Origin of the sequence: Qipengyuania sp. NPDC077410 (genome assembly GCF_044543405.1) — a bacterium.
Classification (GTDB): Bacteria; Pseudomonadota; Alphaproteobacteria; order Sphingomonadales; family Sphingomonadaceae; genus Qipengyuania; species Qipengyuania pacifica.
Window position 1 is genome coordinate 994,826 of the sequence record NZ_JBITWB010000002.1, and the last position, 22,480, is coordinate 1,017,305.

The following is a 22,480-nucleotide window of genomic DNA, read 5'->3' on the forward strand; positions in this document are numbered from 1 at the left end:
CTACGTGATCTCACCAATATGCTTCCCTTCGCGCGATTAACTGCCGGACTGTATCCAGACGCTCATGGCGATTGCGGATCGAACTATGCGCGCCGCGATGCGTATCGTGGCCTACGGAACGCTCTTTCTTGCCGTTACCTGCTGCACGATTTTCTGGACCCGTTTCACGGGTGGCCTGGCCTTCGTGTGGCTGGGAACGGCAATCGCTTCGGCGCTGTTCCTGGCCCTGCCGCGCGCCCAACACTTCCGGGCCGCTGCCTTTCTCACCTTGATGAGCACAGTCGCGACCAGCCTCTTCGGGTTCGGACCTGTCTGGGCTTTTCCCCTCGCGCTGATCAATGTGTTCGAAGCCTGGTTCATTGCCTGGCTGCTCGTGCGGATCCGGCCGGAACGCGACTATATCGAAAGCGAGCGCGGGATTGTGTGGCTCGGCCTGCTGGCAGGTGTGGTGGGCCCGTTTGCGGCGGCCATTCCCGGTGGGCTGCTGGTCACGCAGATCGTAGGTGGAAGCGCGCAATTTCACACTTTCTCATGGCTGGTGGGCCATGGCCTCGGCACCCTGCTGGTAATGCCACTTGCCCTGCTGCTGACGTCATATCGCGAACCTTTGGTCATGCGAGTCAGAGAAGTCGGGAAGGTGTTCTCCTTCTTCGCCGTCGTCCTGCTAACCCTGGCAATTTCAGCCTGTGCGCTTCTCCAGTCGACATTGCCGTCGCTGTTTTTGCCGATCGTACCGCTGGTACTGGCAAGCTACCATTTCGGCCGCTTCGGTGCATCGATCACCGTCCTGATCATAACGGCATTTTCGGCCGTGACGCTCGGGCTGGATGTCGGTGTCTTTGCCGAACTCCACCTCGAACTGTGGCAGAAGGTCCTGTTCGTTCAGTTCTACCTCAGCGTACTGCTGCTGATATCGTTTCCCATGGCCGTGGCGCTCAAGCAGCGACAGCGGTTCATGCAGGAACTGGTCAACCGGGAAGCAATGCAACGGTTGATTGCCGATCATTCCGACGATGCTCTTCTCCATCTGGATGAAAGCGGAACGATCCGTTTCGCATCGCCGGCCTCGACACGTCTGAGCGGGCACGACGCGGTCGAAGGTCGGCATCTCGCGGCGTTCTTCGGTACGTTCGACCGCAAAATTGTCGTCGATGCGCTCGCTTTGGCTGCCAGATGTCCAGGCCAGACCGAAATCATCGAACGCTCGGTCGAGCGGGGTGGACAGACGCGCTGGCTCGAAGCGAAATTGCGGGCCATCGAACCTGCAAGGAAGCAGGCGCCGACCTTTGTCGTGACGATTCGCGACGTCACCGAGCGCAAGCTCGCTGAAATCCAGATATCTCGGGAAGCGCGAACCGATGTGCTGACAGGTCTGCCCAATCGCCGGGCCCTTCTCGGCGTGCTGGAAGAGCAGCTCGAATTTGCCGACGAAAGGCCGTTCGGGTTTGCCCTGATCGATCTCGATCACTTCAAGGCGATCAACGATTCCTATGGACATGCGGTGGGAGACAAAGTGCTGCAGCAGGTCGCAGGAATCATGCGTGACAGTGCGAGCGACGATTGCCTCTTTGCTCGCATAGGCGGCGAAGAATTCGGGCTCGTCGCCGTCGGCTCGGCTGTTGATAACATGGCCATCATTTGCGAGCGCCTGCGTCTTGCCATTCTGCGCAACGTGATGACCGACAATGACGGCGGACATTTCAACGTCACTGCCAGCATAGGTATCGCGCGGATATCAGAACGGTGCAGTTCGTCGATGGCCATGCAGGCGGCCGACGGCCCGCTCTATTCGGCAAAGGCTGCCGGCCGCAATTGTCTGCGCTTTGCCCAGCACATGGGGCATTTCGTGCCAGCGGGCACGAACGACATGCCCGCATCGCCTTTGCGCGCTATCCGCTAGGTCGGCACAACCGCCGAATTGGCCGCGCTGAGCACGGCTCGGACACTGGCCGTTGCGATGTCCTCGTCGATCCCGCAGCCCCAGATCGTACGTCCCTCGGCAGTACGGCATTCCAGATAGGCCGCCGCACGGCTGTCGCGTCCGGTCGTCAGCGCGTGTTCGGTATAATCGACGACTTCCAGGCTCAGTCCGAAAGCGTCCTCGATCGTGCTCACCACCGATGAAATAAGCCCGTTGCCGCGGCCCGACACCGTCTGTTCCTGCCCTTCCACAGCGATCGTGCCTGTGAAGAGGCGGGTTCCATCGCTTGCCCGACGCTCTTCGTATTCGACCAGCTGGAAATGCTTGGGGCGCGTTTGGACATGGTAGGCCGTCCTGAAGGCCTCCCAGATGTCGGCGGCATTGAGTTCGCGCCCCAGACGGTCCGCCATGCGTTGCACATGCGGGCTGAAATCGGCCTGCATCTTCTTGGGCAGCTTGAGACCCTGATCCTGTTCCAGGACCCAGGCAAACCCGCCTTTGCCGGATTGCGAATTTACGCGGATTACGGCTTCGTAGCTGCGGCCCAGATCGGCGGGATCTATCGGCAGGTATGGCACGCGCCAATGCGGATCGTTTTGCGTTTCGAGCGCTGCGAACCCTTTCTTGATGGCGTCCTGATGACTGCCGGAAAAGGCGGTATAGACCAGTTCCCCGCCATAGGGATGGCGCTGATGAACGGGCAGTTCGTTGCAATATTCGACGGTCTCGATAACGCCGTCGATGTCTGAAAAGTCGAGCTTGGGATCGACGCCCTGCGTGTACATGTTCAGCGCCATTGTCACGAGGCAGCAATTGCCGGTGCGTTCTCCGTTCCCGAACAGGCATCCTTCGACCCGGTCTGCGCCTGCCATCAGTGCCAGCTCGGCTGCCGCAACGCCGGTGCCGCGATCGTTATGCGTGTGAAGAGAGATCACCGCACTTTCGCGATTGGGCAGGTTGCGGATGAAATATTCGACCTGGTCGGCGTAGATGTTCGGGGTGGCCGCTTCGACTGTTGCAGGTAGGTTGAGGATGATGGGATGGTCCGGCGTCGGGGCCAGTACATCCATAACCGCTTCACAAACCTCGAGACTGAAATCGAGTTCGGCAGTCGAGAAGGTTTCCGGACTGTACTGAAAATGCCAATCCGTATTCGGTTGACGACCTGCCTCATCGCGCATCACCTTTGCGCCTTGAACCGCGATGTCCCGCACCTGATCGCGGGTCATGTTGAACACCACTTCGCGCCAAGCGGGGCTGACGGCATTGTACAGGTGGACAATCGCCGCCCGCGCGCCGGACAGGCTGGCAAAGCTGGTTCGGATCAGGTCTTCCCGGCTTTGCGTCAGTACCTGAACCATCACGTCGTCGGGGATCCGGCCCGACTTCACGAGGCCGGAAATGAAATCGAACTCGGTCGCGCCTGCGCTGGGGAACCCGACTTCGATTTCCTTCACGCCAACGTCGACGAGCAGATCGAAAAAGCGGGTTTTCTTGTGCGCGTCCATGGGGTCGACGATGGCCTGATTACCGTCGCGCAGATCGGTCGAAAGCCAACGGGGTGGGGCCGTTATGGTGCGCGTCGGCCATTGCCGGTCGGTCAGAGGGACCTGCGGAAAGGGCGAATATTTGGTGCTCGGGTCGCGGAGCATGGACATCTGGAAAATCTCGGATCTTGCGGAAACTTGCGGGTGAAACTTCGTCCCTTGGGCGCTCAGCGCACCCGGGCAGGCACGCAAGCTGTCACGCCCAAGGGCGTGTAAGTCGCAGAATAAGGCCGAGTGCGCCGTTCATGCGCATCGCTATGCGAAAGGATGTATGGGTTGTAAAGAAAAACAGTCTTGGGCATCCCGAGAAATTATATTTCCCATCCACAAGGAAAGACAATGGCCGAAGCGCATTCGCTATATGAAACGATGGGGCTGGTGCGCATCGTCGAAACCGATCCTGAAGGGCGGGCAACTCTCGAATACGAAGCGAAGCGGGAGCAATGCCATTCAGGCGGTGTAGTGCAGGGTGGCTTCATTAGCGGGTGGATCGATGCGGCCATGGCGCATGCTGCCATCGCGAAGAACGGGCCGGGGCTCGTGCCGATGACGCTCGAACTCAAGGTCAGCTTTTTCGCGCCGACGCGGCCTGGCCTGGTCATTGCCGAGGCCTGGGTCGAGCGCCACGGCAAGCGCACAAGTTTCTACGAAGGGCATTTGAAGCAAGCGGATGGGACCGTGTTGGCCAAGGCTACCAGCACGATCCTTCTGGCGGATATGACCCGCGTGGTGGCAGCATCGAAGAAAGCGACGGGAGGTTAGCGCCAGCGCAGCCTGTCCGGCGTCAGTTGCGAGAGCGACGTGACGCCCATCAGCTGCATCCCCCGCTCGATCTCTTCCTTGAGGATGTTCACCGCACGCTCCACACCAGCCTGACCCGCGGCCGCCAGTGCGTAGAGATAAAGCCGCCCGCCAGATGCGGCGGTTGCGCCAGCCGCCACGCTTTTGAGAACGTGCGTCCCGCGCCGGACCCCGCCATCGAGAATGATCTCGATCTCGCCGCCGACCGCGTCGACGATTTCGCGAAGCTGGTCGAACGGCGCGCGACTGCCGTCGAGCTGCCGACCGCCATGATTGGAAATTATGATCGCATCGGCGCCGATTTCAACCGCCCGCCGCGCGTCGGCAACGCTCATGATACCCTTGAGCGCGAAGGGGCCGCCCCAATCCTGCCGGATGCGCGCGGCGGTATCCCAGTCCATGTTCGTATCGAGCATGGTGTTGAAATAATCCTGGATGCTTACGGGCCTGCCTGTACCTTCCTGCACATAGCCGTCGAGATTGGGCAGGCGGAATTTCGGACCGAAGACGTAATCCATCGTCCAGCGCGGGCGCGTGGCGTAACTCCACAGCGCGCTCGGGGTGAAACGAGGCGGCGTGGTGAAGCCTGATCGCAGGCACCGCTCGCGTTTGCCGGACACGATGGTATCTACGGTCAGCGCCAGCGCATCGAACTTCGCCGCCTGGCAGCGCTCGATCATGCTGGCGTTCAGCCCCTTGTCCTTGTGAACGTAGAGCTGGAACAGCTTGGGCCCGCTCGTCAGCGCTGCGATCTCTTCGATGGAGTGTGTGGCAAGGCTGGATATCCCGAACCACACGCCGAATTTCTCCGCCGCCAATGCGACCGCGCGTTCTCCATCGCGGTGAAACGCGCGCTGCAGCGCGGTTGGGCTCAGCATGAGGGGAAGGGTACTCCTGCGCCCCATGATCGTGCAGGAGGTGTCGATTTCGCCCACGCCCGCCAGCACATCGGGCACCAGATCGACATCGCCGAAGGCGCTGGTGTTGCGCGCCTTGGTGATTTCATCGTCGGCCGCACCGTCGATATAATCGAACACCGGCCAGGGCAGACGCCGCTCGGCAAGCGCCCTGAAATCGCCGATATTATGACAATCGCGAAGCTTCATGACGATCGATCGGCTCGGCTAGTGCGGCGGGCAAGCGGGCGCGTCCATGACCCGGTGCCATGGACGCGCCTGTCTTTCATTGTTTTTCGAACGCGGCGCTGATCGTCAGTTCGACCTCGTCCGATACCATCGGCACGAAGGTCGACAGGCCGAACTCGCTGCGGTTGATCGTCGTGGTGCCCTCGAAGCCGATCGTTTCCTTCTTGCTCATGGGGTTGGCGCCTGCGCCGGTGAATTCGGCAGCGATCGTGACGGGCCGGGTGACGCCGTTCATGGTCAGGTCGCCGACGATGCTGGCGCCCGTTTCGCCAGAGCGTGTGACCGATGTCGAAACGAAGCGCGCGGCATCCGGGTTGGGGCCGAAGAAATCGGGTTCGCCGCCGTCCTTGCCCGCTCTGAGCAGGTGGTCCTTGAGGCCCGCGGATGCGACGGTCACGTCCGCGATCGGGATGGTCACGTCGAGGCTGGCGGCTTCAGGGTTCGCCGGGTCCAGCTGCAGCGTCCCCTCGATGTCGCCGAACAGGCCGAAATAGTCGTTGAAGCCAAAGTGGTTGAGCCGCCAGCTTACCAGCGTGTGTCCGGGATCGGTCGCATAGGTGCCGGCCGTGACGCGCGAGACATCGACCTGGCCGGGGATGGCGGGGGCATCGTCGGCAAAACCCGGTGCGGCCAGAACGAGGGCAAGGCCGCCGGCAAGCGGTAATGCGTGGCGCAGTTTGATGGGGAAAGTCATTGATGCAGTCTCCTGTTGCAGATCCGGGCCGGAGTGTGCGCATCGCGTGGGAAGGGCGCAAGAAGGCACACGGGGGTAACCCCGCAGCGCCCCGCTTGCGCCCGATCCCTCAGTTCTTGTCCTTGTCGACCAGCTTGTTCGCCCCGATCCACGGCATCATGGCGCGAAGCTGCGCCCCGGTCTGCTCGATCGGATGCGCTTCGGCGGCCTTGCGGCTTGCCTTGAGTTCGGGCTGCCCGGCCTGATTGTCGAGCACGAAATCCTTCACGAACCGGCCGGACTGGATATCCTTCAGCACCCGCTTCATCTCGGCCTTCGTTTCGTCCGTGATGATACGCGGACCGGTCTTGATGTCGCCGTATTCGGCCGTGTTGCTGATCGAATAGCGCATGTTGGCGATGCCGCCTTCGTACAGCAGATCGACGATCAGCTTGGTTTCGTGCAGGCATTCGAAATAGGCCATCTCGGGCGCATATCCCGCTTCCACCAGCGTTTCGAAACCCGCCTGGATCAGGTGCGTGATCCCGCCGCATAGTACCGCCTGTTCGCCGAACAGGTCGGTCTCGCATTCTTCCTTGAAGTCGGTTTCGATGATGCCCGAACGCCCGCCGCCCACGGCACTGGCATAGGACAGGGCGAGCTGCTTGGCATAACCCTGGCCGCCCGACTGTTCGCTTTCCTGATGCACCGCGATCAGGCAGGGCACGCCGCCGCCCTTGATGTATTCGCCGCGCACGGTGTGACCCGGGCCCTTGGGCGCGATCATGATCACGTCTACGTCGGCCGGGGGATCGATCAGGCCGAAATGGATGTTGAGCCCGTGGGCGAAGGCCAGCGCGCTGCCCGGCTTCATCTTGCCTGCGACCTCGTTGGCGTAGATTGCGGCCTGATGCTCGTCCGGGGCAAGGATCATCAGCACATCGGCCCATTCCGCAGCCTCGGATACCGTCTTCACCGTGAATCCTGCGCTCATCGCCTTTTTCGCCGTCGCGGATCCTTCGCGCAGCGCGATGACGACTTCGCCGACACCGCTGTCACGCAGGTTCTGCGCATGGGCATGCCCCTGGCTGCCATAGCCCACAATGGCGACCTTCTTGTCCTTGATCAGGTTCGTGTCGCAATCGGTATCGTAATAAACTTGCATTGGATTCCTCTTGAAAACTTTGGCGTCAGTCCTGTGCGGGACCGCGCATCATGCCCACGATCCCTGAACGGCCGACCTCGACGAGGCCGAGTTCGCGCATGAGAGCGATGAAGCTGTTGATCTTGTCGGGCGAACCCGTGAGTTCGAAGACGAAGCTGCTGGTCGTGGTATCCACCACATTGGCGCGGAACAGTTCGGCAATGCGCAGCGCTTCCACACGGTTGTCGCCTTTGCCCGCAACCTTCACCAGCGCCAGTTCGCGTTCCACATGGGCGCCGCTTTCCGTCAGGTCGATCACCTTGTGCACCGGCACCAGCCGTTCCAGCTGGGCGCGGATCTGGTCGATCACCGGCTCGGGACCGTTAGTGACGATGGTGATCCGGCTGATCGCATGGTCTTCCGAAATGTCGGCCACGGTCAGGCTGTCGATATTGTACCCGCGCGCGGTGAACATGCCCGTGATCTTGGCCAGGATACCCGGCTCGTTGTCGACGATGACATTGAGAACGTGCCGCTCGGCGGCCTGCATGGCGATCTTCATTGTTCGCGATCCTGCCACAGGGGTTCGAACATGCGCCCTTCGCCGTCGTAGTCGCGCAGGAAATCGCGGCCGCGCCGCACGGCTTCGAAATTATCCGTCTGGCGGCTGAGGTCGAGCGTGTCGGGCAGCAGGACCCAGGCTTCGTCGTCCTGCTTTTCCGCAACTTCCATGCCCAGGAAACGCTGGCCGTTATCCTCGATCCAGTTCAGCAACCGGTCGGCATCGTCACGGGTGAACCACACGCGCCGTTCTGCGCGATCCGCAAACTGCGGCGGTATTTTCTGCTGCATTCCCATCAGACCAGCGCCTTCGCTTCATCATCCATGGTGCCGCCCACTTCGTCTCCGTAAAGCAGCATGTCGGTATGCGCCGCCCCGCTGGGGATCATCGGGAAACAGTTGGCTTCCTTGGCCACCTGGCAATCGACCATCACCGGGCCATCATGCGCCAGCATGGCTTCGATGCCGGCATCCAGCTGGCTTTCATCCTCGATGCGGATGCCTTTCCAGTCATAGGCTTCCGCCAGTTTCACGAAATCGGGCAGGCTGTCGGAATAGCTGTTGGAATAGCGGCTCTCGTAGGTGAGCTCCTGCCATTGGCGGACCATGCCCATGTATTCGTTGTTGAGGATGAAGATCTTCACCGGCAGGCGATACTGGCTGGCCGTGCCCAGCTCCTGGATGTTCATCTGGATGCTGGCTTCACCGGCAATATCGATCACCAGGCTGTCGGGATTGCCCAGTTGCGCTCCGATCGCTGCGGGCAGGCCATATCCCATCGTGCCCAGACCGCCGCTGGTCAGCCACCTGTTCGGCTGCATGAAGTGGAAATACTGTGCCGCCCACATCTGGTGCTGGCCCACTTCGGTGGTGATGATCGGATCGCGGTCCTTCGTCAGCGCGAACAGGCGCTCGATGCTCTTCTGCGGCATGATCTGGTCGCTTCCGCGCTCCGGATACGCCAGGCAATCGCGCGCTTTCCAGCCCAGGATGCGCGCCTTCCATTCGGACAGGTCCCGCGGTTTGCGATTGCCCCAGGCTTCCACGATCTGTTCGAGCACATGGGCGCAGTCGCCGATGATGCCGAGATCGACGGGGACGATCTTGTTGATGCTCGCGCGGTCGATATCGATGTGAACCTTCTTCGCTTCGGGCGCGAAGGCATCCAGCCGGCCGGTCACGCGGTCGTCGAAGCGGGCCCCGATCGCAATGATCAGGTCGGCCCGGTTCATGGTCATGTTGGCTTCGTATGTTCCGTGCATGCCCAGCATGCCCAGCCAGTCCGGATGGTCGGCGGGGAACGCGCCCAGTCCCATCAGCGTGCTGGTAACCGGCGCGCCCGTCATGTCCTGCAGCTTGCGCAGCAAATGGGTCGCCCGCGGGCCGGCATTGATCACGCCGCCGCCGGTATAGAATACCGGGCGTTCTGCCCCGGCCAGCATCTCGACCGCTTCCGCGATTTCATCGGCCGCGCCCACCATGCGGGGCTGATAGCGGTGCGAGGGAAGGGGGCTTTCGTCCTGACCGTCCCAGCTCGCCAAGGCGATCTGCACGTCCTTCGGAATATCGACGACCACGGGGCCGGGGCGGCCGGATGTGGCGATGCGGAACGCTTCCTCGATGGTCGCGCCCAGCCGCTCGGGGTCTTTCACGAGGTAATTGTGCTTGGTGCAATGCCGCGTCAGACCGATCGTGTCCGCTTCCTGGAAGGCATCGGTCCCGATCAGCGCCGTGGGCACCTGTCCGGTGATCACCACCATGGGGATCGAATCCATATAGGCGTCGGCGATACCGGTTACGGCATTGGTCGCGCCCGGCCCGCTGGTTACCAGCACGACCCCGGGCTTGCCGGTGGAACGGGCATATCCTTCCGCAGCATGCGCGGCGCCCGCTTCGTGACGTACCAGAATATGCCGAATGCCGTCGTCCGCGAATAGCTCGTCGTAGATCGGCAGCACCGCGCCGCCGGGGTATCCGAAAACGAATTCCACACCTTGCCGCTTGAGACATTCGATCAGGATTGCTGCGCCGCTGCGCTCGATACTCACGTCAACCTCCGACCCGTTCGGGTCTTCATAAGATACAAATCGGCCCGACGCTGGGGTCTGAAGCGCCGGGCCGACAACGCCTCAGATAGGCGGGCCGTATTTCACGGTCAACCGCCTTATTGAAATAAAGAAACAAAAAAATCGTAGTCAGCGATAGTTTTGTTATCCGCCCTCGGCCACGCTGGGGGAAGCTGATTGCGGAACCATGTATATTGGCGCTTGGCATACTGGCGCGTGGCAAGCTGGCCAGCGGCGATAGCTTCAGCGCGCGATAGATCTCCTTCAAGCAATGCCTTGATCTCCGGAACGCCGATGGCGCGCATGACGGGCAGGGCGGGGTCGAGATCGCGCGCCAGCAGCGCCTCCACTTCCGCCAGCGCTCCCTTGTCGAGCATGCGTTCGAAACGCAGGTCGCAGCGGGCATTCAGCCACTCGCGCTCCGGCAGCAATACCAACGGGTGAAGCGCGATTTCTCCGGCGATGCCTCCAGACTGGCGGTCCTGCCAGTAGATCATCGGATGGCCGGTGGATCGCACCACCTCCAAGGCTCGGGCCATCCGCTGGCTGTCGCGCGGGCCAAGGCGTCCGGCGGCTTCCGGGTCCTCCTCGACCAGGCGAGCGCGCAGGTCCTCGGTCGAAAGCTCGCGCACCGCCTCTCGCACATGCGGATCGATCGCGGGGATCGGGGATATGCCATCCAGCAATGTGCGCATGTACAGCCCGGTCCCGCCGCACAGGATCGGCACACTGTCGGCGGCGTGCGCTTCCTCTATCGCGGCTTTGGCGGCTTCGGCCCAGTTGGCGGCAGAGCAGGGCTCGGCACCGTCCCATGTTCCGAACAGCCGATGTTCGACCCCGCCCATCTCGTCTTCGGTCGGCCGCGCCGACAGAATATGCAGGTCGCGATAGACCTGCTGGCTGTCGGCATTGATTATGACGCCATGGCGTCCCTCGCGGGCTAGACGCTGTGCCAGCTTCACCGCGAGATCGCTCTTGCCGCTGGCGGTCGGCCCTGCGATGAGCGCGACCGGTTTCAAATCGGGAGAAATATTGGTGCTCATTGCCCGGCTGATAGCAGACATGGACGGCGTGGAAACACGCCTCGACGCGGCAATGAAAGCCTGCGCAGCGGCGGACATGCCGGTGGCCATGGCGGGCATGCTCGATTTCTGCAGCGACGTGCTCCAGCTTTCGCTCCCGCATGGCGACGGCAGGCAGCTTGCGGAAATCCTGACCGAATATTTCGGCGATTGCGATCTGCTCATCTCCGATCACGAAATCGAAGTGCCCCGTCTCTTCGTATCCGACATGGATTCCACCATGATTGGGCAGGAATGTATCGACGAACTCGCAGACTTCGCCGGGCTGAAGGACAAGGTGGCCGCAATCACCGAACGGGCGATGCAGGGCGAACTCGATTTCGGCAGCGCTCTCAAGGAACGCGTCGGCTTGCTCGAAGGGCTGGAAGAAAGCGCGATCCACCGCTGTCTGGCCGAACGCATCCGGCCGGTCGATGGCGCGCGCACGCTTGTCGCCACGCTACGCAGCAAGGGATGCCGCACCGTTCTGGTCACCGGCGGTTTCCATCATTTCGCCGATCCCATTGCCGAAGATCTCGGTTTCGAACGGGTCGTGGGCAATCGTCTCGGTGTCGCGGGCGGCAAGCTGACCGGTCTGCTTGCAGGGCCCGTCAGCGATGCGTCGACCAAACTTGCAACGCTGGAAGAAGAACGCGCACAATTGGGCGAAGGCGCGCGGGTTCTGGCTACGGGCGATGGCGCCAACGACATTCCCATGATCGAGGCTGCGGATTACGGCATCGCCTATCGCGCCAAGCCCAGGGCCCGCGATGCGGCCAATGGACGGATCAACAGTGTACACCTCACCGCTATACTCCGGCTGTTCGGTATTCCGGAAAGCGAGTGGGTGGAGGATATCGCTGCCGGCTAGCCGGTACGCGCCTTCCCCCAGCAAAGGGGCTAGTTTCTTTTAAGGACCGATCGGCTATAACCGGCGGCATGACCGGAACGTCTCCCGCCGCAATCGATCTGGAAACTGCCTTTGACGGCACGCCCTTGCGCCATCCGACTCGCCCTCGGTCCCGCTATCGCCCGCTGGCAGCAGTGCGGCATTTTCGCGAGCTGCTGAAGGACAAGGAAAACACGGCGGAAGTCTTCAGGATTTACGATGCGCTGCCTTCCAGGCAGTTTGTCCCGCGTGTGCGCGCGCTGACGCTCAGCCCGCATGGCGATGCTCTACGGCGCAGCGAACCGTTCCTGCCTCCCATCCTCGACGATCACGACGCCCTGCGCAAAACTCCGGCCGGTTCGGTCGCGCACGCCTATTGCGATTTCATGGAAAGCGAAGGTCTCTCGGCCGCCGGTCTCGTCGCGGAATTCGAAAAGGCAGGGCGGCCGGTCTATGACGATCTGGTCCAGTGGTTCGGCTTCCGCCAGCGCGACACCCACGATCTCATGCACGTTCTGACCGGCTACGGCCGCGATGCCCTCGGCGAACAATGCGTGCTGCTGTTCACCCACGGCCAGAGCCCGAGCCAGGGCCATCTTCTGCTGGGCTATGCAGGCTCGTTGCATCTCAAGAAACTCGTGAAGAGCCGGGCGCCGGTAATGAAGGCCGTTCGCCAGGCTCATCGCACCGGCAAGGCCTGCCCGCCGCTCGTCGAACTTTCGATCCGGGAACTGCTGGTCAAGAATCTCGAGCAGGCTAGGGCCGAACTCAGCATTCCGGAACCGCATTGGTATCGCGAATGCCACCGCATCTGGCGCGAAGAAGGCATCGATCCCTACGATCTGCTCGCCCAGAAACAGGAACCGGAGCTCGTTTCTGCCTGATCGGCAGGGCATCACTCTGTATGGCCGGGTGTTCGGCCCTCAGATCATACGTTTGATCAGCATGCGTGCCGCTGTCGGATTGCGCACTTTTGCGCCGGCGATGAAGAACACATAGGCATCGCGCCCGCCCCTGGACCACCCGCGCGCCCTGTCGGCCCACGCGTCCAGAGCCTTGTCATCATAACCGGTTTCCACCGATTCTTCAGTACGTTGCAGCCGGGCATAGGAAAAATCCGCCGTCGCCTCGTCGATGCAAGGATATTCATCGCTATCGGCAAAAACCACCGCCATGTTCCGCGTGCGCGCAAGCTCGAAGAATGTTGAATCTTCGAAACTTTCATGCCGGATTTCAAGGGCATGACGCAGCGGAACGCCGTCTTGGCTATCGGGAATGAGGTCCAGAAACCGGGCGAAATCGTCTCGCTCGAATTGCTTTGTCGGCGCGAACTGCCACAGGATCGGCCCCAGCTTGTCGCCCAGTTCGGTAAACCCCTGATTGAGAAACTTCTCAATCGAATCAGCACCTTCTGCCAGAACCTTGCGCGCGGTCGAGTAGCGCGAGGCTTTGACGGTGAACTGGAAACCTTCCGGTACGACCTCGCCCCATTTGCGCCAGCTGGCCGGCTTCTGCCGGCCATAGAAGGTGGCATTTATCTCGATCGCAGTAAGATGCTGCGCGGCGTATTCCAACTCTCGCCGCTGGACCAAGCCGTCGGGATAGAAGACGCCGCGCCAGGGCGCGTAGGTCCAGCCCCCTATGCCGATGCGGACCGTCAGCCTTCCATCCACTCTGTAAAGAACGAGGCATGGGCCGCCTTCAGTTCGGCGATCGTCTTGTCAAACAGCGTATCGCCGCCCGTCTTCCCGATCCGCCTGAACCCGATCGAGGCCGTGTCCTCGTTCTCCGTTCCCTTGGCGAGCGCTTCATTCAGCGCCTGCGTATCCGGCACGGTAACGATGTAGCGGCCCTGATCTTCGCCGAACCACCACTGCGCCTGCGTATAATCGCGGTGCCATTCGACGTCGGCACCGATCCCGCCGGCCATGGCCATTTCCGCCAGAGCGACGGCGAGGCCGCCGTCGGAAATATCGTGCACCGCGCTGACGAGGCCATCGGCGATCAACTGAAGGACGATCTTGCCGGCGTTCTTTTCAACCGTGAGGTCCGTCGGCGGTGTGCGCCCTTCGTCGCGTCCGTGGATTTCGCTGAGCCAGAGCGACTTGCCCAGATGCGAACGCTCCGGATCGGGCGTTGCCCAATGTTCTGCGCGGATGAGATAGATGGCTTCGCCTTCGGCCTTGAAGGGCATGGTCATCATCTTGTCGTAGTCGTCGATCAGGCCGACCCCGCCGATAGCGGGCGTGGGCAGGATGGCGCTACCGCCACCGGTTGCCTTGCTCTCGTTATACAGGCTGACGTTGCCGGACACGATCGGGAAATCGAGTACGCGGCAGGCGCGGCCCATACCTTCGAGGGCATGGACGAACTGGCTCATGATTTCCGGGCGCTGCGGGTTGCCGAAGTTGAGGCAGTTCGTCACCGCCAATGGACGTGCCCCGACCGCGCAGAGGTTGCGATAGGCTTCCGCAATCGCCTGTTTACCGCCTTCATAGGGATCGGCGAAGACATAGCGCGGCGTGCAGTCGGTGCTGATGGCCAGCGCCTTTTTCGTGCCGTGGACCCGCACCACGCCCGCATCGCCGCCGGTCTGCAGCGTGTCCGCGCCAACCTGGCTGTCGTACTGTTCGGAAATCCACCGGCGCGACGAGAGGTTGGGCGATGCGAGCAGCTTGATCAGATCGCCGCCGACATCGTCGGTGTCGGGCCGCTCGGTCATCGGCTTGATGCCGGCCCAATCGGTGTATTCGTCCTTCGAGATATAGGGGCGGTCGTATTCCGGCGCATCCGCGGCGAGGGGGCCAAGCGGGATGTCGCACACGACTTCGCCGCCGAATTCGAGCACCATATGCCGTGTATCGGTCACTTCCCCGATGACGGCGAAATCCAGTTCCCACTTCTTGAAGATGGCCGCAGCCATTTCTTCCTTGCCGGGCTTCAGCACCATGAGCATGCGCTCCTGGCTTTCGCTCAGCATCATCTCATAGGGCGTCATGCCCTCTTCGCGGCAAGGAACCTTGTCCATGTCGAGCCGGATGCCGGCCTTGCCATTGGTCGCCATCTCCACGCTGGACGAGGTCAGACCTGCGGCGCCCATGTCCTGAATGGCGACGATGGCGTCGGTGGCCATCAGCTCCAGACAGGCTTCGATCAGCAGCTTCTCGGTGAAGGGATCGCCGACCTGGACGGTTGGGCGCTTGGCCTCCGCGTCCTCTTCGAAATCGGCGGAAGCCATGGTCGCGCCGTGAATGCCGTCGCGCCCGGTCTTGGAGCCGACATAGACGATCGGATTGCCTACGCCGGTCGCTGCGCTGTAGAAAATCTTGTCCGCATCCGCGACGCCCACCGTCATCGCATTGACGAGGATATTGCCGTCATAGGCCGGGTGGAAGTTGGTTTCGCCGGCAACGGTCGGAACACCGACGCAATTGCCATAGCCGCCGATCCCCGAGACCACGCCCTTGACCAGGTGCTTCATCTTGGGGTGATCGGGACGCCCGAAGCGCAATGCGTTGGCATTCGCCACCGGGCGAGCGCCCATGGTGAACACGTCGCGCAAGATGCCGCCGACACCGGTCGCCGCGCCCTGATAGGGTTCGATGTAACTAGGGTGGTTGTGGCTTTCCATCTTGAAGATGGCGGCCTGCCCGTCGCCGATATCGATCACGCCGGCATTTTCGCCGGGGCCGCAGATAACCCAAGGAGCCTCGGTCGGCAGCTTCTTCAGATGCAGCCGGCTGCTCTTGTAGGAACAATGTTCCGACCACATGACCGAGAAGATGCCCAGTTCCACGAGATTGGGCTCCCGGCCCAGGGCGTTCAGAACGCGTTCGTATTCTTCGGAGCTGAGGCCGTGCTGTTCGACGACTTCGGGGGTGATCGCGGATTCGACGTTTGCCATGCGCGCGCGCTTAGCGCCGCACGCCCGACACTGCCAGTCCCACGAGACTTTTATGCCATCTTGTCGACTGCACCCAGAAGGCGAGGGCGGTCAGAATGCCGAAGGATAGCAGGGCGGTCACATATATCCCTGTGCCTGCTTCCTGCGGCTGCGGGCCGAACCAGTTGATCGCCTGGAATACCAGCATCGTTCCCAGCAGAATGAGCGGCGGGACCACTGGGCCTTTCGTGCGCCTGATATAAAAGCAGAAGGCGGCCAGCGTTATCCCGATCTCCAGCGGCATTTCGATCCAGGGCGAATTCCACAGCCCCAGCCCGAATTTCTCTTCCCCGCCTGCAAGGGTAAGATCCGGCCCGTGCGCGAGCAGATCCAGCAGCCAGTGGCTCAATACCACGATGGCTCCCCATGTCGCGGCGATGGCGTTTCGCGAGACGAGCCAGATCACGATTGCGAAGCCCAACGCCCATGCCGCAGTGCCGGAAAGGCTGTGGGTGTACGGCATGTGATAGAGATCGAGCGGGTTCATCGCTGTCATTCCGGGCACGATCCGCAGTTTCTCGATCCCGACGATCGCGAAGGTGAAGAACGCCCAGTCGACCAGTTGCGCTGCGATGAACAGCGTGCCCAGCTTGGGCGCTTCTTCCGTTATGCCGCGAGCGAGGAAGGCGGGTGCGAAGTGACCGATGAACATCGGCTCAGCCGAACCTGTCGGCGGCGAAAGTAGCCGCACCGGCCGCCACGGCAGTCGCAAATGCGCCCCAGCAGATGTCGACCAATGTGACGATCGTCGACCAGTTGCGCATGGTCGTCTGGTTCGTCAGGTCGTAGGTTGCATAACAGATCGCGCCTAGCAGCGCGCCGTTGAGGGCAGCTGCGCCTATGCCGCCCGCCAATCCCGGACGGACGGCAAACCACACGATCGCGCAGATATAGGCACAGTAGAAAAGCAGCGCGGGGACCATGCGGAAGCTTTCCGCCAGCAGACCGCCAAGCTGGGGGCGGTAGAAGTTGGGGCCGGCCCAACCCAGCCACGCCGCATCGAGGATCCCGAAAACCAAAGCAGCTGTGACGGCGGCGACAATCCACGTCATATTCGCTCCCCCTCTTTTCGCCTTACTTGACCGCGCGCAGGTGGGCCGTCAATGCTTCCCGCCGATGGCAGAGGAACAGTTACAGATTTCGGATTTGAATTTCGAGCAGGCTCTACGCGAGCTCGAAAGCGTCGTGCGACGGCTCGAGAGCGGTGACGTGCCGCTCGACGAGAGCATCGACCTGTACGAACGCGGCGAGCAATTGCGCAAGGCGTGCCAATCGCGACTCGATTCGGCGCAGGCGCGGATCGAAAAGATCGTCGCCGGTGCCGATGGGAAGCCCACTGGGACCGAGCCTTTCGACGCGGACGGCGGTGCATGAGTGTGATGACGACCATGCCTCCTCGTCTGGGCGAGGCGTTCGAGCGGGTACAGAGCGACATAGACAGCGCCTTCGATGCCTTTCTTCCCGTTCCCGACGATAGCAGGGCCCGTCTCGTCGAAGCGATGCGCTATGCCGCGATCGGCGCGGGCAAGCGCATGCGACCCCTGCTTCTGGTGGCGACTTCGGAACTCTTCGGCGTAAACCGCAATGCTGCAATCAACGCAGGGTGCGCGGTGGAGGCGATCCACGCCTATTCGCTTATCCATGACGATCTTCCCTGCATGGACGACGATGCCATGCGGCACGGAAAACCTTCGGTGCACAAGGCGTTCGACGATGCAACGGCAGTCCTGGCAGGCGATTGCCTGCACGCGCTGGCCTTCGACATCCTGACGCAGCTCGACACCAGCGCGGATCCGTTCGTCCGCTCGGAACTTGTCGCTACCCTGGCCCGGGCCAGTGGCCACGATGGCATGGCTGGCGGGCAAATGATGGATATCGTCTCTCAGGAAGAGAATTACGATCTGCGCCAGATCACTAGGCTGCAACAACTCAAGACAGGGGCATTGCTTGCAGCCAGCGTCGAAATGGGCGCAGTGCTTGGCCGTGTGCCGCCCGAAGGGCGCGCGCATCTTCGCGCCTATGCCCGCGATATCGGCCTTGCCTTCCAGATCGCGGACGATCTGCTGGACGTGGAAGGTGACGAAGCGAAAGCCGGCAAGGCGCTGCGCAAGGATGAAGAGCAGGGCAAGCAGACCTTCGTGACGCTGATGGGTGTTGAACAGGCCCGCGCGCAGGCGACGATGCTGGTCGAACAGGCGGGTCGGCACCTCTCAAGCTACGGCGAAGACGCCCGGCTTCTTGTCGAACTCGCCGACTTCGTCGTGAAAAGAGATCATTGATGGCCAAACGTATCGGCATTTATCCCGGAACATTCGACCCCATCACGCTGGGGCACATGGACATCATCGAACGGGGCGCCAAGCTGGTCGACGAACTGATCATCGGGGTGACGACCAATATCGCTAAATCCCCCATGTTCGACGACGACGAGCGTATCGCCATGGTCGAACGCGAAGTTGCCGAAATCGCCTGCGACACCATTCGCGTGGTCGGGTTCAACTCGCTGTTGATGGACTTCGCCGAACAGATGAATGCAGGGATCGTCGTTCGCGGAATTCGCGGGGTGACGGACTTCGAATACGAATATCAGCTCACCGGCATGAACCGCCAGCTCAACGACCGGATCGAAACGGTCTTTCTCATGGCCGATGTCGAACTGCAGCCGATTGCCAGCAGGCTGGTGAAGGAAATCGCGTTTTACGGCGGCCCGATCGAAAAGTTCGTCACCCCTGCGGTGCGGGCCGATGTGGAAGCGCGGGTCCAGAAGATGGGGCCGCGCGGCGGCTGACGGATGATTTCCACCTATTCATTGAACGGACAGACGCCTCGCGCTAGTGGGTCGGCAATCCATGACATTGCTACGGAATGACGATGCTCAAGACTTCGCTAGCCATTGCTGCCGCGCTGACAATCGGTGCCGCGCCTCTAGCCGCACAGGTGGCGGAAGATCCTGCTCCGACCGAAAGTGAAGCGACTGCCCCTGCGGCTACGACTCCTGACGGTGATGCAGCGGACGCTGCGGCCTCGACCGAAGCTGAGGACACGCGGACATTCTCGCCGGTCAACTTCGACGTCAATGAAGATCTCGAGAACATTCTTCTGCTGGATCTGTCGAACGGCCAGCGGGTTGCCATCCGCCTCAAGCCTGACTGGGCACCGCACCACGTGGAGCGTATCAAGACCCTCACCCGGCAGGGCTTCTACGACGGGGTGATCTTCCACCGGGTTATCGATGGGTTCATGGCACAGACGGGCGATCCGACCGGTACGGGTACCGGTGGTTCGCAGCTTCCCGACATCGCCGAGGAATTCAACCGCATGCCGCATGTGCGCGGTACGGTTTCGATGGCTCGCGCGGCGAGTGAGGACAGTGCGAACAGTCAGTTCTTCATCGTCTTTTATCCGCGCCTGAACCTCGACAACAATTACACCAATTTCGGGCGGGTCATTTCCAACATGGCCGCGGTGGATGCGATCCAGCGCGGCGAACCGCCTGCCAATCCCACCCGCGTGCTTCAGGCGTCGATCGCAGCCGACAACAAGCCGGTTCCGGCGATGCCGGCGCCCCAGGTGCAGCAGGATATTTCGATCGACGATCTGAACGCCCCGATCGGCAACTGACTTTTCATTGCGCTGACCCCGCACTAGGGGCGGCGCAATGAAAGTTGACCTCTTCGATTTCGAATTGCCGGTAGAACGCATCGCGCTGCGCCCGGCGCGGCCGCGTGATGCTGCGCGCATGCTGATCGTGCGCGAAAGCGGCCCGTTCGAGGATCGCGGCGTGCGGGACCTGCCTCAGATGCTGCAGGCTGGCGATGTTCTCGTGTTCAACGATACGCGCGTTATTCCCGCACAGCTCGAAGGTCGGCGGGGCAATGCGAAAATCGGCGCCACGCTGCACAAGCGCATCGATCTTCGTCGCTGGCAGGCCTTCGTCCGGAACGCCAAGCGGCTCAGGCCGGGCGATGTTGCCGAATTTGGCGGCGGCGTCACCGCCGTGGCTGAAGAGCGTCTGGCCGATGGAAGCTTCGTGCTGTTCTTCGAAGGGGAAGAGCCGGTCGAGGTCCTGCTCGAACGCGCCGGGCGGATGCCCCTGCCTCCCTATATCGCAGGAAAGCGCGACACGGACGATCAGGATCGCCTGGATTACCAGACCATGTTCGCGGCAGAGGACGGCGCGGTAGCTGCCCCGACTGCGGCGCTTCATTTCACGTCGGAACTGATTGCCGCTCTGGATGCAGCCGGCATCGGGCGCGAAACGCTGACTCTTCACGTCGGGGCAGGCACGTTCCTGCCGGTCAAGGCCGATGATACCGCCGACCACGCGATGCATTCCGAATGGGGTAGGGTGGACCGCGACGTTGCAGACCGCCTGAATGCCGCGCGAAAGGCAGGCGGGCGATTGATCGCGGTCGGGACCACCAGCTTGCGGCTATTGGAAAGCGCAACCGGCGACGATGGAATGATCGGTGAATTTTCGGGCGATACCGACATCTTCATCACGCCCGGCTATCAGTTCCGGGCAATCGATGGATTGATGACCAACTTCCATCTTCCAAAATCGACCCTGGTCATGCTCGTCAGTGCGCTGATGGGGCGCGAACGGATGCTGTCGGCCTATCGGTACGCGATCGAAAACGAATATCGGTTCTACAGCTACGGCGATTCCTCGCTCTTGCTGCCCTGATCGGGGAACAGGCTTTTCGTATCGAGCAGCCTGTCGATAAGCGCGTCGTCGACGGGAATTCGACCGTCCAGCATGAGCATGGCGATCCCGTGAGCGATTGACCACGCCTGTAAGGCAAGCGTCTCGGCCCGCTCGGGGTTGCTGGCGAGCGCCCGTGTATTGGCGATCAGCAAGGCACGTGCCTCGTCTACCGGTTCCTCCTTGTCGACCGGTTTGCCCTGCGTGAACATCAGCCTGAAAAGCACGGGGTGGGCGAGGGCGAAGCGGACATAGGCCCGGCCCGTTTCGGCAAAACCGGCAGCACCTCCGCCGGCCTTTTGGGCGGCGGCGGCCTGTTCGCTGCCGAGCATTTTCAACCCTTCCCGGGCAAGCGCCTGGTCCAGAGCCTGTTTGTCGGGAAAATGCCGGTAGACGGCCGTCGGCGAAACCCCCACCTTGCGAGACAATTCGCGCAGCGAAGGCGCCTTCCCGTCGGGGCCTTCGAGAGCCCGCAGACCTTCGAGGACAAGCGCCTCGCGCAGATTGCCGTGATGATAGGCTTCACTCGAAGTTGACACTGTTACCATAGACCCTATGTTTACACCGTTCACTTTAACCAATGTGAGTCGGTCATGGCAAGCGTCATAGAAAAAACAATCCGTAAAGCTGTCATCCCCGCCATTCAGGCCCTGGCGGGTGTCAATCGTAACAGGTTACCAGACGCCCGGACCAACCCGTTCCTGAGCGGCGTCCACACCCCGCTGCGTGAAGAATTCACGCTGGACGATCTGCACGTCACGGGCAGCATTCCCACAGAGCTGGACGGTCGTTACGTTCGGATTGGCCCCAATCCGTATGGCAAGGGAGATAAGGGGCATCACTGGTTCCTGGGCGATGGCATGGTTCACGGGGTGCGCCTGAAGAACGGCGAAGCCATATGGTATCGCAATCGCTTCATCCGATCGCGCGATCTCGAAGGGAAGGGCGGGCCCAGGGCTGTCGATGGGCCGCGCCGCGGTTTCGGGGATACAGTGAACACCAATGTTCTGGCTATCGGCGACAAGATCATGGCGCTTGTCGAAGCCAGCAGCTTCCCCGTCCAGCTCGATGACGATCTCGAAAGCGTCGCTTACTCGGATTTCGGTGGGGGTCTGACGGGATCGTTCACCGCGCATCCCCATGAATGCCCGGCAACCGGCGAATTCCACGCAATCTGTTACGATGGCATGTCGGTCGATACCATCCGCCACGTCGTTCTGGCGCGGAATGGAACGGTCTTGCGCGAAACGGAGATTGCCGTCCGCCATGGCCCGTCGATCCACGACTGCGCGCTGACGGAGAATTTCGTGGTCGTGCTGGATCTGCCGGTCACCTTCTCGATGCCGGCGCTCATTTCAGGGCACAGGTTTCCCTACCGCTGGAACCGCGCTCACAAGGCCCGTGTCGGTCTCCTGCCGCGCGGCGGCACGGGCGATCAGATCGTGTGGCACGAAGTTGAGCCTTGCTACGCGTTTCACGTCGGCAACAGCTTCGAGGACGATAGGGGCCAGGTTGTCATCGACCTGTGCGCGTATGAAACCATCTTCGATGGGGACATGCCGGGACCGTATGGCAAGCCTCTCGGTCTCGAACGCTGGACAGTCGATGGCAAGGGCGGGCAGGTCCAGCGCGATGTCCTGGATTCGTCGCCGCAGGAATTTCCCCGCCCGGACGAGCGTTTCTTCACCACCGACTATCGCTACCTCTGGAGCATGGGGCTGCCGGATGATGGCGACCTCGAGTTCGTCGCGCCCATGCCGCTTTATCGCCACGACCTCGTCACCGGGGAGCGTATCCAGCACGACTTCGGCGATGGCCGCATACCGGGGGAATTCGTGTTCGTGCCGCGCGATGCTGGCGCGCCCGAAGGTGCCGGTTGGGTCATGGGATATGTCATCGATCGAAATCGCGGGACGAGCGCGCTGGAAATCCTCGATGCCCACAGCCTCGAGACCGTTGCGTCCGTACACATCCCGCATCTTATCCCGCCGGGCTTCCACGGGAATTGGATCGCAGCTAACTAG

The 22,480-nt window shown here is 61.7% G+C and carries 23 protein-coding genes; 10 read left to right on the plus strand and 13 right to left on the minus strand.

Annotated elements, in window-relative coordinates; genetic code table 11:
• The first annotated feature begins 85 nt into the window (after positions 1-85).
• On the plus strand, positions 86-1,900 hold the full coding sequence (locus ACIGGE_RS12795) for a diguanylate cyclase (protein WP_397490641.1): 1,815 nt from the start codon (positions 86-88) through the stop codon (positions 1,898-1,900).
• Here the strand turns inward: ACIGGE_RS12795 and leuA are convergent.
• Entirely contained in the window at positions 1,897-3,579 is a 1,683-nt protein-coding gene (gene leuA, locus ACIGGE_RS12800; protein WP_397490642.1) for a 2-isopropylmalate synthase, read from the minus strand. The two genes, ACIGGE_RS12795 and leuA, sit on opposite strands and share 4 nt — an antisense overlap.
• Positions 3,580-3,807: 228 nt before the next feature.
• Here leuA and ACIGGE_RS12805 point away from each other — a divergent pair, with 228 nt between their 5' ends.
• Positions 3,808-4,230 carry a PaaI family thioesterase gene (locus tag ACIGGE_RS12805; RefSeq protein WP_397490643.1) on the plus strand — a complete coding sequence of 141 codons (423 nt, stop codon included), beginning with the start codon at positions 3,808-3,810 and terminating at the stop codon, positions 4,228-4,230.
• Here ACIGGE_RS12805 and ACIGGE_RS12810 read toward each other — a convergent pair.
• The 7 genes from ACIGGE_RS12810 to miaA form a co-directional block, all read right to left on the minus strand.
• Complete coding sequence (locus ACIGGE_RS12810) at positions 4,227-5,375, minus strand: alpha-hydroxy acid oxidase (protein ID WP_397490644.1); 1,149 nt, start codon at positions 5,373-5,375, stop codon at positions 4,227-4,229. The two genes, ACIGGE_RS12805 and ACIGGE_RS12810, sit on opposite strands and share 4 nt — an antisense overlap.
• Before the next feature lie 76 nt (positions 5,376-5,451).
• Positions 5,452-6,108, minus strand: coding sequence for a YceI family protein (locus ACIGGE_RS12815; protein WP_301642753.1), 657 nt, complete (start codon positions 6,106-6,108; stop codon positions 5,452-5,454).
• Between the two features lie 109 nt (positions 6,109-6,217).
• On the minus strand, positions 6,218-7,252 hold the full coding sequence (ilvC, locus tag ACIGGE_RS12820) for a ketol-acid reductoisomerase (protein WP_103023378.1): 1,035 nt from the start codon (positions 7,250-7,252) through the stop codon (positions 6,218-6,220).
• Positions 7,253-7,277: 25 nt separating this feature from the next.
• Positions 7,278-7,793 carry an acetolactate synthase small subunit gene (gene ilvN, locus ACIGGE_RS12825; protein ID WP_103023379.1) on the minus strand — a complete coding sequence of 172 codons (516 nt, stop codon included), beginning with the start codon at positions 7,791-7,793 and terminating at the stop codon, positions 7,278-7,280.
• Positions 7,790-8,089, minus strand: a complete 300-nt coding sequence (locus ACIGGE_RS12830; protein ID WP_103023380.1) for a hypothetical protein — start codon at positions 8,087-8,089, stop codon at positions 7,790-7,792. Before ACIGGE_RS12830 ends, ilvN begins: the two co-directional genes overlap by 4 nt.
• The gene (gene ilvB / locus ACIGGE_RS12835) at positions 8,089-9,840 is read right to left on the minus strand and encodes a biosynthetic-type acetolactate synthase large subunit (RefSeq protein WP_397490646.1); all 1,752 of its coding nucleotides are present in this window, start codon (positions 9,838-9,840) and stop codon (positions 8,089-8,091) included. The genes ACIGGE_RS12830 and ilvB overlap by 1 nt, the downstream gene beginning before the upstream one ends.
• 116 nt (positions 9,841-9,956) lie before the next feature.
• Positions 9,957-10,901 carry a tRNA (adenosine(37)-N6)-dimethylallyltransferase MiaA gene (gene miaA / locus ACIGGE_RS12840; protein WP_397490647.1) on the minus strand — a complete coding sequence of 315 codons (945 nt, stop codon included), beginning with the start codon at positions 10,899-10,901 and terminating at the stop codon, positions 9,957-9,959.
• Between miaA and serB the strand changes: the two genes are divergently transcribed.
• Both serB and ACIGGE_RS12850 read left to right on the plus strand, forming a co-directional pair.
• Complete coding sequence (serB, locus tag ACIGGE_RS12845; protein WP_397490769.1) at positions 10,894-11,790, plus strand: phosphoserine phosphatase SerB; 897 nt, start codon at positions 10,894-10,896, stop codon at positions 11,788-11,790. The genes miaA and serB overlap by 8 nt on opposite strands.
• A 68-nt stretch (positions 11,791-11,858) precedes the next feature.
• On the plus strand, positions 11,859-12,692 hold the full coding sequence (locus ACIGGE_RS12850; protein WP_397490648.1) for a Coq4 family protein: 834 nt from the start codon (positions 11,859-11,861) through the stop codon (positions 12,690-12,692).
• Between the two features lie 39 nt (positions 12,693-12,731).
• Here the strand turns inward: ACIGGE_RS12850 and ACIGGE_RS12855 are convergent, their stop codons facing one another.
• The 4 genes from ACIGGE_RS12855 to ACIGGE_RS12870 are packed head-to-tail and all read right to left on the minus strand — an operon-like array spanning position 12,732 to position 16,803.
• Complete coding sequence (locus ACIGGE_RS12855; RefSeq protein WP_397490649.1) at positions 12,732-13,481, minus strand: DUF72 domain-containing protein; 750 nt, start codon at positions 13,479-13,481, stop codon at positions 12,732-12,734.
• On the minus strand, positions 13,466-15,712 hold the full coding sequence (gene purL, locus ACIGGE_RS12860) for a phosphoribosylformylglycinamidine synthase subunit PurL (RefSeq protein ID WP_397490650.1): 2,247 nt from the start codon (positions 15,710-15,712) through the stop codon (positions 13,466-13,468). Before purL ends, ACIGGE_RS12855 begins: the two co-directional genes overlap by 16 nt.
• A gap of 10 nt (positions 15,713-15,722) precedes the next feature.
• A complete protein-coding gene (locus ACIGGE_RS12865; RefSeq protein WP_196846238.1) occupies positions 15,723-16,403 on the minus strand; it encodes a hypothetical protein in 681 nt (226 codons plus the stop codon).
• A gap of 4 nt (positions 16,404-16,407) precedes the next feature.
• Positions 16,408-16,803: a DUF2177 family protein gene (locus ACIGGE_RS12870; protein WP_397490651.1), complete on the minus strand. Its 396-nt coding sequence runs from the start codon at positions 16,801-16,803 to the stop codon at positions 16,408-16,410.
• 64 nt (positions 16,804-16,867) lie between these two features.
• On the opposite strand from ACIGGE_RS12870, the gene ACIGGE_RS12875 reads away from it, so the two are divergent.
• The 5 genes from ACIGGE_RS12875 to queA all read left to right on the plus strand — a co-directional run bounded on the left by ACIGGE_RS12875 (position 16,868) and on the right by queA (position 20,438).
• A complete protein-coding gene (locus ACIGGE_RS12875) occupies positions 16,868-17,125 on the plus strand; it encodes an exodeoxyribonuclease VII small subunit (protein ID WP_103023388.1) in 258 nt (85 codons plus the stop codon).
• 14 nt (positions 17,126-17,139) lie between these two features.
• On the plus strand, positions 17,140-18,030 hold the full coding sequence (locus ACIGGE_RS12880; protein WP_196848095.1) for a polyprenyl synthetase family protein: 891 nt from the start codon (positions 17,140-17,142) through the stop codon (positions 18,028-18,030).
• Complete coding sequence (coaD, locus tag ACIGGE_RS12885) at positions 18,027-18,539, plus strand: pantetheine-phosphate adenylyltransferase (RefSeq protein WP_103023389.1); 513 nt, start codon at positions 18,027-18,029, stop codon at positions 18,537-18,539. Before ACIGGE_RS12880 ends, coaD begins: the two co-directional genes overlap by 4 nt.
• An 83-nt stretch (positions 18,540-18,622) precedes the next feature.
• Positions 18,623-19,372, plus strand: coding sequence for a peptidylprolyl isomerase (locus tag ACIGGE_RS12890; RefSeq protein ID WP_397490652.1), 750 nt, complete (start codon positions 18,623-18,625; stop codon positions 19,370-19,372).
• Positions 19,373-19,409: 37 nt separating this feature from the next.
• A complete protein-coding gene (queA, locus tag ACIGGE_RS12895) occupies positions 19,410-20,438 on the plus strand; it encodes a tRNA preQ1(34) S-adenosylmethionine ribosyltransferase-isomerase QueA (protein WP_397490653.1) in 1,029 nt (342 codons plus the stop codon).
• Here the strand turns inward: queA and ACIGGE_RS12900 are convergent.
• The gene (locus ACIGGE_RS12900) at positions 20,408-21,004 is read right to left on the minus strand and encodes a TetR/AcrR family transcriptional regulator (protein ID WP_397490654.1); all 597 of its coding nucleotides are present in this window, start codon (positions 21,002-21,004) and stop codon (positions 20,408-20,410) included. The two genes, queA and ACIGGE_RS12900, sit on opposite strands and share 31 nt — an antisense overlap.
• 45 nt (positions 21,005-21,049) lie before the next feature.
• Here ACIGGE_RS12900 and ACIGGE_RS12905 point away from each other — a divergent pair, with 45 nt between their 5' ends.
• A complete protein-coding gene (locus ACIGGE_RS12905) occupies positions 21,050-22,480 on the plus strand; it encodes a carotenoid oxygenase family protein (RefSeq protein WP_397490655.1) in 1,431 nt (476 codons plus the stop codon).

Excerpts from the sequence above, each read along its gene's own strand:
- ACIGGE_RS12905 (WP_397490655.1), top strand. The coding sequence starts at position 21,050 with ATGGCAAGCGTCATAGAAAAAACAATCCGTAAAGCTGTCATCCCCGCC.
- ACIGGE_RS12870 (WP_397490651.1), bottom strand. The coding sequence starts at position 16,803 with ATGACGTGGATTGTCGCCGCCGTCACAGCTGCTTTGGTTTTCGGGATC.
- ACIGGE_RS12900 (WP_397490654.1), bottom strand. The coding sequence starts at position 21,004 with ATGGTAACAGTGTCAACTTCGAGTGAAGCCTATCATCACGGCAATCTG.
- miaA (WP_397490647.1), bottom strand. The coding sequence starts at position 10,901 with ATGAGCACCAATATTTCTCCCGATTTGAAACCGGTCGCGCTCATCGCA.
- ACIGGE_RS12890 (WP_397490652.1), top strand. The coding sequence starts at position 18,623 with ATGCTCAAGACTTCGCTAGCCATTGCTGCCGCGCTGACAATCGGTGCC.
- ACIGGE_RS12795 (WP_397490641.1), top strand. The coding sequence starts at position 86 with ATGCGCGCCGCGATGCGTATCGTGGCCTACGGAACGCTCTTTCTTGCC.
- ilvC (WP_103023378.1), bottom strand. The coding sequence starts at position 7,252 with ATGCAAGTTTATTACGATACCGATTGCGACACGAACCTGATCAAGGAC.
- ACIGGE_RS12810 (WP_397490644.1), bottom strand. The coding sequence starts at position 5,375 with ATGAAGCTTCGCGATTGTCATAATATCGGCGATTTCAGGGCGCTTGCC.
- ACIGGE_RS12865 (WP_196846238.1), bottom strand. The coding sequence starts at position 16,403 with ATGTTCATCGGTCACTTCGCACCCGCCTTCCTCGCTCGCGGCATAACG.
- ilvN (WP_103023379.1), bottom strand. The coding sequence starts at position 7,793 with ATGAAGATCGCCATGCAGGCCGCCGAGCGGCACGTTCTCAATGTCATC.
- ACIGGE_RS12875 (WP_103023388.1), top strand. The coding sequence starts at position 16,868 with ATGGCAGAGGAACAGTTACAGATTTCGGATTTGAATTTCGAGCAGGCT.
- ACIGGE_RS12830 (WP_103023380.1), bottom strand. The coding sequence starts at position 8,089 with ATGGGAATGCAGCAGAAAATACCGCCGCAGTTTGCGGATCGCGCAGAA.
- leuA (WP_397490642.1), bottom strand. The coding sequence starts at position 3,579 with ATGTCCATGCTCCGCGACCCGAGCACCAAATATTCGCCCTTTCCGCAG.
- ACIGGE_RS12850 (WP_397490648.1), top strand. The coding sequence starts at position 11,859 with ATGACCGGAACGTCTCCCGCCGCAATCGATCTGGAAACTGCCTTTGAC.
- ACIGGE_RS12815 (WP_301642753.1), bottom strand. The coding sequence starts at position 6,108 with ATGACTTTCCCCATCAAACTGCGCCACGCATTACCGCTTGCCGGCGGC.
- ACIGGE_RS12880 (WP_196848095.1), top strand. The coding sequence starts at position 17,140 with ATGCCTCCTCGTCTGGGCGAGGCGTTCGAGCGGGTACAGAGCGACATA.
- purL (WP_397490650.1), bottom strand. The coding sequence starts at position 15,712 with ATGGCAAACGTCGAATCCGCGATCACCCCCGAAGTCGTCGAACAGCAC.
- ACIGGE_RS12805 (WP_397490643.1), top strand. The coding sequence starts at position 3,808 with ATGGCCGAAGCGCATTCGCTATATGAAACGATGGGGCTGGTGCGCATC.
- queA (WP_397490653.1), top strand. The coding sequence starts at position 19,410 with ATGAAAGTTGACCTCTTCGATTTCGAATTGCCGGTAGAACGCATCGCG.